Origin of the sequence: Brachybacterium sp. SW0106-09, from assembly GCF_001293905.1 — a bacterium.
Taxonomy (GTDB): domain Bacteria; phylum Actinomycetota; class Actinomycetes; order Actinomycetales; family Dermabacteraceae; genus Brachybacterium; species Brachybacterium conglomeratum.
In genome coordinates, this window is sequence record NZ_BCAK01000045.1 from 1 (window position 1) to 7911 (window position 7911).

Here is a 7911-nt window from a genome sequence, read left to right on the forward strand (position 1 = left end):
CACCACAGTCGCACTCACCGACTGAAACGGCCGGCGCCGAACCGATCGAAACCTGCCACTCGAGTTCTTTCGCGCCGCGCCCGTTCGCGGCCGGCCTGCGGCGCGGAGGGGAGCACAGGTGCGCGGGCCAGGGCACGGGCGCCGGAGCACGTCGGGCCAGGGCACGGGCTGAGGGGCACGAGCGCCGTTGACCGTGCAGCGGCGCCTTCAGACGATGCCGCTCAGGCGGCGCCCATGTACGCCAGCGCCCGGCGCACCAGCAGGTCGCGGCCGCCGTCCATCTCGTGGAGCGGGGAGGAGTCTCCGAGCAGCTCGTCCACCCCGAACCAGGACAGCTCCAGGGCGTCCTCCTGTGGGGCGGTCTCCCCGTCGATCGGGACCACGTAGGCCAGCGAGATCGCGTGCTGGCGCGGGTCGTGGAAGGGGGAGACGCCGGGCGTGGGGAAGTACTCCGCGACCGTGAACGGGACGGGGGAGACGGGGACGCGCGGCATCGCCATCGGCCCGAGATCCTTCTCGACGTGCCGGGCGATCGCCTCGCGCAGCGTCTCGTGGATCAGCACCCGTCCGGAGACGATCGCACGCACGATCTGACCGGCACCGGAGGCGCGCAGCAGCAGCCCCACCTCTGCCACGGCCCCGTCCACGTCGGTGCGCACGGGCACCACGTCGACGTAGGTGATCGGCAGGTGACGGCGCAGGTCGGAGACGCGCTCCGGATCGAACCAGGAGCCCTCGGAGTCCACGGCGGTGCGGCTGTTCATGCGTTCCCTCCCGGGATCGGTGCGGTGGTGGCGGCGCCCGTGGCGCCGGCGGTGGTGTGGGGCGCGAGCTGCGCCTTGTCGACGATGAAGCGGGGGTTCTGCGCCCTGGTGGGCACCTCGACGGCGTGGTCGACCTGTTCGCCGGCGATCATCCGCACCCGCCAGGTGGTGCCCTCGAGCTCGATCAGCGACAGGGTCGCGTTCGGGATCGAGGGCAGGGGGCGCTCGATGATCCCCGAGAGCAGGAAGCGGATCAGGGTGCCGTGCGCGACCAGCAGCACCTTCTGGCCGGGGTAGCGGGTCTCGAGGTCCTCGAGCGCGTCGTAGCCGCGGTCGGCGACGGCCTGATGGTCCTCGCGGCCCGGGAACGAACGGGCCGGATAGCGGGCCTCCATCTCCTCGACGGGCTGTCCCTCGGCCGCGCCCCAGTCGATCTCGACCAGTCGCGGCTCCGTGCCGCCGAAGGGGATGCCGTGGTCCTCGCCGATGATGCGGCCGGTCTGCTCGGCGCGCTGCAGCGGCGAGGTGATGACCACGTCCCAGTCCACGGCGGGCAGACGGTCGAAGGCGGCGTGGGCCTGCGCGATCCCGGTGTCGTTCAGCGGGATGTCCGAGGACCCCTGGAAGAGGTTCTGCAGGTTGTAGTCCGTCTGCCCGTGGCGGACGAGCCCGAACAGGGTCATGGGGCGCTCTCCTCGATCTCGAGCCGTGTGCGGTCGTCTGCGCGGCCGCCGCCTCCGCGGCCGCCGCATGCGTGCGCGAGAAGGGACTCGAACCCTCACGCCCTCGGGCACTGGAACCTAAATCCAGCGCGTCTGCCAATTCCGCCACTCGCGCGCCGGGCCAGCCTAGCGGGCGCGTCGCGGTGCGCCCGAACCGCCTCGTCGACGTGCTCCGGTAGGCTCGGACGGTCGGAGGCGCGCGACCCGGCCAACCCAGCGCGCCCCACCCGTCACGGACACCGATCCCCGACCTCTCAGGAGTTCCCCATGAGCGCCCTCGCAGGCAAGACCGCCGTCGTCACCGGATCCTCGCGAGGGGTCGGTGCGGCCACCGCGAAGCTGCTCGCCGCCGAGGGCGCGAACGTCGTCATCAACTACCGCCAGAAGGCGCCCCGGGCGAACAAGGTCGTCGCAGAGATCGAGGCCGCGGGCGGGAAGGCCGTCGCCGTGGGCGCGGACCTCACCACGGCCGAGGGCCTCGAGGCGCTCATGTCCGCCGCGATCGAGAGCTTCGGCGGTCTCGACCTTCTGGTGCTGAACGCGTCCGGCGGCATGGAGAAGGACCTCGGCGAGGACTACGCCATGCGCCTGAACCGCGATGCGCAGGTCGCCGCGCTCGAGGCCGGCCTCGCGCACCTGCCCGCGGGCGGTCGCGTCGTGTTCGTGACGAGCCACCAGGCGCACTTCATCGACGACGTCGAGACCATGCCCGAGTACGAGCAGGTCGCCCGCTCCAAGCGCGCCGGCGAGGCCGCCCTCACCGAGCGCCTCCCGGAGATGCGCGACAAGGGCGTCACCTTCGTCGTCGTCTCGGGCGACATGATCGAGGGCACCGTCACCGCGACCCTGCTCGACCGCGCCCGCCCCGGCGCGCTGGAGCAGCGCCGGGAGGCGGCCGGGAAGCTGTACTCGGTCGAGGAGTTCGCGGCCGAGGTCGCGAAGATGGCGACGGCCGACGTGGAGACCGGGCACGTGGAGCTCGTCGGCGGCGCCGACGACTTCCTGGCCCGCACCCAGGGCTGATCGTCCGACCCGTACCCTCGATCACGATACGATCTGCACAGCAGACCCTGATCAACCCGGAGGCAGTGGTGGCAGACAAGAAGAGCCTGGACGACATGCGCGACGAGGCCTATCGGCGTCAGGACAACCTCGCGTCCGACATCGATGAGCTGATCGACCGCGTGAACCCGAAGAACGCCGTGACCCGCTGGAAGAACGAGCTGGTCGGCTCGGTCAAGGGTTTTTCGGCCGCCGGTGACGGGAAGTCCGACTCGACCCTTCCTGTGGTCGTGGGCGGCGTCATCGGCGTGGTCGTGCTCGGCGCGGGCATCGCGGTGCTGGTCGCCCGCTCGCGTCGCGAGCCGACGCGCGGCGAGAAGATCGCCGCGGCCATGAAGGAGGCGCGACGCAGCACTGAGCGCTCCGCGAAGAAGGCCGCGAAGTCCGTGAAGAAGTCCTCCCTGCCCCGCGCCAAGGAGGCCGAGAAGCAGGCCGCCGAGCTCGGCGCGATCCTGCAGGAGGCCGCGAAGCGGGCCGAGAAGAAGGTCGCCGCCGCCGGCAGCTGACCTCCGGCCGAGAGGCATCCGCGGCGCCCTGGACCCCCGAGCGGGTCCGGGGCGTCGTCGCGTCCGGGGGCACGAGCACGTGGCCGACGGGCTGGCGCGCGGCCGATGGGCTGGCGCACGGCCAGCATGCGGCCGACGAGCCGATACACAGCCGACGGCCCCGCGCCGCCCCGCTGCGGACCGGCCGGTCGGGACTCAGTCCACCCGACCGTCGAGGTAGAGCCACACACCGTCCTCGCGCACGAAGCGGGAGATCTCGTGCTGGACAGCGCGGCCGCCCGGCCCCTTCGAGATCGCGGTGAACTCCACGGTGCCCGCGTCGTCGAACGGTCCGCCGGCTGTCGTCGAATGGATCTCGAGCCGGAGCCAGCGCACCTCCTCGGCGAGCGAGGCGGCGAGATCCTCCCGCGAGGGGGCGGTGGTGGGGTGCCAGCTGCGCAGCAGGTGCTCCAGGTCCCGCACGGCGAAGGCGGTGTACCGCGAGCGCATCAGCGCCTCGGCCGTCGGGGCACGACGCTCGCGGCGCAGGACGGGCCCGCAGCAGGCGCCGAGCACGTCACCGCTCCCGCAGGGGCAGCGGGCGTCGTCGGGCAGGGGAGCGGGGGAGTCGGCCATGGTCCCAGTATCGCGGTCGGACCTGGCAGGATCGCCCCATGACCGATCGCGACCCCGACAGCCCCGCCGCCGGCGCCGACGACGGGCCCGGCGCCGGCGCCGGCGGCGGGCGCGGCGCCGCCGGCCCGGCCGCACTTCCTGACGGCTACCGCCTGGAGCACGCCGCGCCGAGGAGCGAGGAGTACGTCCGTCTGCGCGAGATCGCGGGGCTCAGCCCCCGCACCCCGGAGCAGGCGGTCGGCGCGCTCGAGAACAGCTGGGCCTGGACCACGATCCGCACCGCCGACGGCGGCCTCGCCGCGATGGGTCGCACCCTCGGCGACGGCACCTGGTACTTCCACCTCGCCGACATCGCCACCGACCCCGACCATCAGCGCCGCGGCCTCGGACGCGCCGTGATGGAGGACCTCATCGACCGGATCGAGCGGGCCGCGCCCCCGCACCCGTACATCACCCTGCTCGCCGATCCGCCGGGACAGCGCCTCTACCGCTCCCTCGGCTTCATCGACTCGGACCCCAGCCTCGGCATGCGCCTGCCCCGCTGACACAGCCCGGACCGGATGCTCAGCGCGCTTCCCTATCCTGGCCGGATGAAGTCCTTCGAGATCGACGAGAACGACCCCCGCACCCCGCTCGAGCGGATGCTCGCGGGGGACTGGTACCGCGCCGACGACCCCGAGATCCAGGCGGCCTTCCGCCACGCGCTGGAGGAGTCCGACCGCTTCGGCCGCGAGTACCCCGCCGATCCCGACGGTGCGCAGGAGATCCTCCGCGAGCTGCTGGGGACCTTCGGCGAGGGCGCGCACGTGCGGGCGCCGCTGCAGGTGGACTACGGCAGCCGTCTCCACATCGGGGAGGGCACCTTCGTGAACTTCGGGCTGACGGCCCTGGACGTCGTGGACATCCGCATCGGCCGCAGCTGCCAGCTCGGCCCGAACATCCAGCTGCTCACCCCGATCCACCCGCTGGAGCCCGGGCCGCGCCGGGACGGCTGGGAGGCGGCGGAGCCGATCACCATCGGCGACAACGTCTGGATCGGCGGGGGAGCGATCATCATGCCGGGCGTGACCATCGGCGAGGACTCCGTGATCGGGGCGGGGTCCGTGGTCACCCGCGACATCCCGGCGCGCAGCCTCGCCGTCGGCAGCCCCGCGAAGGTGATCCGCGAGCTCTGAGCGGTCGGTCCGGCCGGCGTCGGCAAAGGCGCGGTCAGACGCTCGTCGGCGGCGCGATCAGGCGCTCGGCGTCGGCGCGTCCGCGTTCCTGCCCATGCGCTCCTGCCGACGGCCGCGCCCGCGTCGCTCAGCGGCGCGACCAGCCCTTCGTGGACGGGCCCACCGTCGGCCGCCATCCGGTCTCGGACATGAACCGCACCGAGGAGACGCGCAGCGAGCGCCGCTGCACCTCGAGCCGGGTGCCGACGATCGCCTGCGTGATCTCGGGGTAGAACTTCGCCGGCGTCTCGGCCCCGGCCTCCATCGCGAGGTCCTTCGCCCAGCGGCCGCGGGTGATCGGCTCGCCGCCGACGTTGTAGAAGCCGCTGTCGGCCCGCAGCGCGGCGACGAAGGCGAGACCGGCATCGGTGTGGTGGAGCAGGGTGATGTAGTTCTCCGGCTTGCCCAGCAGGATCGGGTCCCCCTCGCGGGTGGCCTTCAGTGCATGCGTGGTCTGCGGGTCGCGGCCGAACAGCTGGCCGAGGCGCAGGACCACGGCGCTGCGACCGGAGGTCGCGAAGTCCACCGCCGCCCGCATCTCCCGCACGCGCGGGCGGAACGCCTGGTTGCGCACGGACAGCGGCTGGTCCTCGGTGATCCAGTCGGTGCCGTTGTCCGGGTAGAGGAAGACGGAGGACTCCTGGATCAGCTTGCGCACGCCCGCGTCGGCGGCGGCCTTCGTGATCGCGACGGAGGCCTCGAGGTGGAGACGGTCGTCCTCGCGCCAGGCCAGGGGGCGCAGGCCCGCCATGCCGACGGGCACGTGGGCGAGGGTGTTGATGACGACGTCATGGCCGCGGAAGGCGCGGGCGAGGTCGGTGGCGTCGAAGACGTCGGCGACCACGGCGGCGCCGCCGCGGCCCTCGACGATCGGGACCCCGGAATCGCGACGGGTGATGCCCGTGACCTCGTGCCCGGCGGCGACGAGCGCCTCGACGGCCTCCTGGCCGAGCACTCCGGTGGCACCGGTGACCGCGATCCTCACGCTGACCTCCTCCGCTGAGGGTCCTTCCGGACCCTTGCCGACTCCCTGCGAGGTATGAGTCTAGGGGACCCGTGCAGGTCCGCGCGTCGAAGGCGGTCCCGACGGACGGGTGGGACCCGTGAAGATCGAGGAGGCGCCGCGCTGATGCGGAACGGGCCCGGAACGCGAAGAGGCCCCACCTGGACGGTGGGGCCTCTCTCACGGGTGCGCCATCAGGGACTCGAACCCCGGACCCGCTGATTAAGAGTCTCTACGAGCGGGAGTCCGGCGCCGTGATCGAGGTCGACTTCAGCGAAACTCGAGGTCGCCGCACCATGGTCGGATGACCTTTGGCTGAAGTCTCGGTTCGAGCAGAGGCAACAGCTCCGGGCCCACAGCTCCTCTCCTCCACACAACCCCCTTATCCCCGACTGAGCATCGCTGCTCGATCTGAAACAGCCCCGCTGGGCACAGTGATGACTATGGACGTCACCGCGCAACTCCCTCTCTGAACCGCCTGGCTTCGCGCCTCGGAGCGGTCCGAGACGACTGTGCGACTCCGCGAGTATCACGTCCGCCCCTACCTCGACGGAGTACCGGCTGAGACTGACCCGTTGGACCTGGAATGGCTCGTCGCCTACCTAGCGAATCCTCGCTGGAAGGCAGCGACACGTCGAAGCGCGCGCACCTCACTACGCATCTGGACGACCTGGCTCCACCGCACGGGACGGATCATCGCCGACCCTCTCGCACTCATCCCGCCAGCCCGTTCGCCCAAGCCCCTTCCCAGGCCCTGCCCGGACCCGATCATCCGCAAGGCGTTGCTCGCCTCCGACACCAGAGTTCGAGCGATGATCACGCTAGCCGCCGAAGCGGGCCTGCGACGCGCCGAAATCGCGGTCGTTGCACGCCCAGACATGATCGCCGAGCGCGACGGGATCTCTCTCATCGTGCACGGGAAGGGCCGGCGCGAGCGGACCGTCCCTCTTACGCCAGCTGCCACAGCAGCAGTGAGGCGCCAGTTCGACAACCTCTCACCTGAGATGCCCTGGCTCTTCCCCTCCAAGGGCTCCTACGCCGACACGCATATTCAGCCTGTACGAGTTGGTGAGCTCATCAAGGGACTGATGCACGAGTAGGTGTCAGCTGGGGTTAGGCCGCCAGGCTGACGGTCTGGTTCATGATGGTCTCGTATTCGATGGGGGTCAATCGACCCAGGCGCGCCTGTCGTCGGCGTCGATGGTAGGTCCTCTCGATCCAGGTGATGATCGCGATCCGCAGCTCCTCTCGAGTCCGCCACCGCTTGCGGTCCAGGACGTTCTTCTGGAGCAGCGCGAAGAAAGACTCCATCGCGGCGTTGTCCCCGGCGGCACCGACTTTCCCCATCGATCCGATGAGGTGATGCCGGTTCAGAGCGTGCACGAACTTCCGTGACCTGAACTGGCTTCCGCGGTCCGAGTGCACGATGCAGCCGGCAGTGTCACGACGCCGAAATACCGCGTTGTCCAGGGCGTTTACTGCGAGACGCGCTTTCATCCGGTCGCTGATGGAGTAGCCCACGATGCGGCCGGAGAACACGTCCTTGATGGCGCAGAGGTAGAGCTTGCCCTCGTCGGTCCAGTGCTCGGTGATGTCGGTCAGCCACAGCTCGTTGACGTCATCCGCGGTGAAGTCCCGCTGGACCAGGTCATCGTGCACCGGCGGTCCCGGGCGCTTCCCGTTCTTGCCGCGCTTCTTGCCGAAGGCGGACCACCACTGGTTGTCCCGGCAGATCCGCCACGCAGTCCGCTCGCACATCCGCTGACCCACGGACTCCATTTCGCCGGCGAGGAACCGGTAGCCGAACTCGGGATCATCCAGGTGGGCGTCGAACAGGGCGTTCGCCCGATAGGCCTCGACCAACTCGGACTCGGTGACCTGCTGTTTCCTCCAGCGGTAGTAAGGCTGGCGGGAGAGCTTCAGGACCCGCAAGGGCACCGCGACAGGGATCCCGTCACCGGCGAGCTCGTTCACGAGCGGGTAGAGCTGTAATGGCCTCTGGCGGGCCTGCGGCCGGCTGGGATG

The 7911-nt window shown here is 70.9% G+C and carries 10 protein-coding genes and 1 tRNA gene; 5 read left to right on the forward strand and 6 right to left on the reverse strand.

Going from position 1 to position 7911, the window contains the following annotated elements:
• Positions 1-221: 221 nt before the first annotated feature.
• The 3 genes from Y09_RS13870 to Y09_RS13880 form a co-directional block, all read right to left on the reverse strand.
• Positions 222-764 carry a DUF4916 domain-containing protein gene (locus Y09_RS13870; protein WP_053918264.1) on the reverse strand — a complete coding sequence of 181 codons (543 nt, stop codon included), beginning with the start codon at positions 762-764 and terminating at the stop codon, positions 222-224.
• Complete coding sequence (locus tag Y09_RS13875) at positions 761-1447, reverse strand: histidine phosphatase family protein (protein ID WP_053918265.1); 687 nt, start codon at positions 1445-1447, stop codon at positions 761-763. The genes Y09_RS13870 and Y09_RS13875 overlap by 4 nt, the downstream gene beginning before the upstream one ends.
• A gap of 72 nt (positions 1448-1519) precedes the next feature.
• Positions 1520-1601: transfer RNA gene (locus tag Y09_RS13880), tRNA-Leu, on the reverse strand.
• A gap of 152 nt (positions 1602-1753) precedes the next feature.
• Between Y09_RS13880 and Y09_RS13885 the strand changes: the two genes are divergently transcribed.
• The gene (locus Y09_RS13885; protein WP_053918266.1) at positions 1754-2509 is read left to right on the forward strand and encodes an SDR family oxidoreductase; all 756 of its coding nucleotides are present in this window, start codon (positions 1754-1756) and stop codon (positions 2507-2509) included.
• Positions 2510-2577: 68 nt separating this feature from the next.
• Positions 2578-3054 (forward strand): hypothetical protein, encoded by a 477-nt coding sequence (locus tag Y09_RS13890; protein WP_053918267.1) that lies wholly within the window; start codon positions 2578-2580, stop codon positions 3052-3054.
• A 195-nt stretch (positions 3055-3249) separates the two neighbouring features.
• On the opposite strand, the gene Y09_RS13895 is transcribed toward Y09_RS13890, so the two are convergent.
• Positions 3250-3669 (reverse strand): YchJ family protein, encoded by a 420-nt coding sequence (locus Y09_RS13895; protein WP_053918268.1) that lies wholly within the window; start codon positions 3667-3669, stop codon positions 3250-3252.
• A 38-nt stretch (positions 3670-3707) separates the two neighbouring features.
• On the opposite strand from Y09_RS13895, the gene Y09_RS13900 reads away from it, so the two are divergent.
• Both Y09_RS13900 and Y09_RS13905 read left to right on the forward strand, forming a co-directional pair.
• A complete protein-coding gene (locus Y09_RS13900; RefSeq protein ID WP_082358860.1) occupies positions 3708-4214 on the forward strand; it encodes a GNAT family N-acetyltransferase in 507 nt (168 codons plus the stop codon).
• A 45-nt stretch (positions 4215-4259) separates the two neighbouring features.
• Positions 4260-4844, forward strand: a complete 585-nt coding sequence (locus tag Y09_RS13905) for a sugar O-acetyltransferase (RefSeq protein WP_053918269.1) — start codon at positions 4260-4262, stop codon at positions 4842-4844.
• A 127-nt stretch (positions 4845-4971) separates the two neighbouring features.
• Here the strand turns inward: Y09_RS13905 and Y09_RS13910 are convergent, their stop codons facing one another.
• Positions 4972-5868, reverse strand: coding sequence for an NAD(P)-dependent oxidoreductase (locus Y09_RS13910; RefSeq protein ID WP_053918270.1), 897 nt, complete (start codon positions 5866-5868; stop codon positions 4972-4974).
• 593 nt (positions 5869-6461) lie between these two features.
• Between Y09_RS13910 and Y09_RS17690 the strand changes: the two genes are divergently transcribed.
• On the forward strand, positions 6462-6986 hold the full coding sequence (locus Y09_RS17690) for a tyrosine-type recombinase/integrase (protein ID WP_200716819.1): 525 nt from the start codon (positions 6462-6464) through the stop codon (positions 6984-6986).
• A 13-nt stretch (positions 6987-6999) separates the two neighbouring features.
• Here Y09_RS17690 and Y09_RS13920 read toward each other — a convergent pair.
• Positions 7000-7911: IS3 family transposase (locus tag Y09_RS13920; RefSeq protein WP_082358861.1), on the reverse strand; the 912-nt coding region annotated here is incomplete at its 5' end.

Excerpts from the sequence above, each read along its gene's own strand:
- Y09_RS13870 (WP_053918264.1), bottom strand. The coding sequence starts at position 764 with ATGAACAGCCGCACCGCCGTGGACTCCGAGGGCTCCTGGTTCGATCCG.
- Y09_RS13875 (WP_053918265.1), bottom strand. The coding sequence starts at position 1,447 with ATGACCCTGTTCGGGCTCGTCCGCCACGGGCAGACGGACTACAACCTG.
- Y09_RS13885 (WP_053918266.1), top strand. The coding sequence starts at position 1,754 with ATGAGCGCCCTCGCAGGCAAGACCGCCGTCGTCACCGGATCCTCGCGA.
- Y09_RS13895 (WP_053918268.1), bottom strand. The coding sequence starts at position 3,669 with ATGGCCGACTCCCCCGCTCCCCTGCCCGACGACGCCCGCTGCCCCTGC.
- Y09_RS13900 (WP_082358860.1), top strand. The coding sequence starts at position 3,708 with ATGACCGATCGCGACCCCGACAGCCCCGCCGCCGGCGCCGACGACGGG.
- Y09_RS13905 (WP_053918269.1), top strand. The coding sequence starts at position 4,260 with ATGAAGTCCTTCGAGATCGACGAGAACGACCCCCGCACCCCGCTCGAG.